This window comes from Mucilaginibacter sp. RCC_168, assembly GCF_041355315.1.
GTDB lineage: Bacteria > Bacteroidota > Bacteroidia > Sphingobacteriales > Sphingobacteriaceae > Mucilaginibacter.
In genome coordinates, this window is sequence record NZ_JBFUPN010000056.1 from 1,496 (window position 1) to 3,120 (window position 1,625).

Consider the following 1,625-nt stretch of genomic DNA (forward strand, 5'->3'; position numbering starts at 1 on the left):
TCTTTCCAGATCCTGAATAGATAAATGTTTATAGGTCAGATCACTCGGGGTCAGTTCAGTTTCTTTCCTGGAAACACAATGGGTGATGATCCGCAGGATCGAATCCCGGTAATTATCCCGGAACCCATTTATCGTCGCTTCCTCATATTGGTGCCTGTTGTATGATACCGACAATATCAATCTTTTACTACTGATCATGCCCGTGATATCTATATTATAACCACGCTCTGCACCCGCACTCAACGCCGATCCCTGGGAGTCGGACGACAGCTCCAGCTTCGCTTCCTGCAGATCCGCATCAAACTCACCCAGGTAATTAAAGCTGATCTCCGGGGTTAAGGAAAACTGAAGCCCGCCTCGTTTCTCCGGACTGGTCAGGTATTTAAGTATCCCGTAACCTATGCCCTTATTCGGTATACGCTGCAGCGTTTCCTTGACCTCCCTGATCTGACGGGACAGGTCCTCCTTATAACTCATATCCAGTATTACCGGATATACAGAGGTAAACCAGCCTACGGTACGGTTCACATCTATCCCTGGAAGCACACCCTCACGGCCATGACCCTCCATGCCTATCAACAGGCTTTTATTCCCGAAACTCTGCGCCACTGCCAGGCCTAGACCCGTCAGTAAAATATCATTGATCTCTGTTCCGTAGGCTTGATTTACCCTGCTTAAAAGATGCGCTGTCGCTGATTCTTCCAGAACCAGTGATACGACTCCGGCATCTCCTGTCCGGTTGCTGCTGACCGGATGGTCTTCCCGTAAACGTTCTACCGGTATCCTTTCCTGGGCTTCCCAGTAACTCCGTTCCTTTAAAAAACGTTCTCCTTCAGCATACTCATGCAACCGTTCTGACCATAGCCGGAATGAATCTGTTTTGGACGGAAGCTCCAGTTCTTCCCCATCCTGGTACTGGCGGTAAAGCGTCCCGATATCTTCAAACAGGATACGCCAGGATATTCCGTCGACTACCAGGTGATGGATCACGATCAACAACCTGTCCCCATCCGGCAGCCTGAAAATCCCTGTCCGCATCACCGGGCCTGTCTCCAGGCTCATATGCTGCTGGAGCTCATTTGCCAGGTTTTCCATTTCCTGTAATACATCGGCTGATTCCCGCAGGTCATACTCACCCACATGTACAGGGTAGCTCAGCCCGTTATTCATTTGACGAACAGAGCCTGATTCTATATGGTAACTCATCCGTAGCGCATCGTGATGCTCCTGAAGTTTCTTCATTACCAGGCGGATGCCTTTTATTTGATAACGCTCTGCCGAACTCAATAAAACTGACTGATTATAATGCTGCGGTTCCGCGTGCCCGGCCGCAAAAAATAATTGCTGGATCGGCGTTAAAAGAACTGTTCCTTTTACTGCAGACTGGTCCGAAACGGCCTCCACAACAGCCTTCTTCATTACCCGAGACAATGAATATACCGTCGGATGCAAAAACAGATCCTTGATCTCCAGCTTATACCCCAGTTTATAAAGCCGGGTGGAAATTTGTATAGCTTTGATCGAATCACCGCCCAGTTCAAAAAAATCATCCGTTACACCAACCCGGTCCCGGTTCAGCACCTCTTTCCAGATCTCAGCCAGTTGCTCCTCCAGGTCAGTCCCAG

1 protein-coding gene is annotated in these 1,625 nt (G+C 49.2%); it reads right to left on the minus strand.

Annotated elements, in window-relative coordinates:
* A partial coding sequence (locus AB6735_RS27905) for a condensation domain-containing protein (protein WP_370999462.1) occupies positions 1–1,625 on the minus strand: 1,625 nt, incomplete at both ends.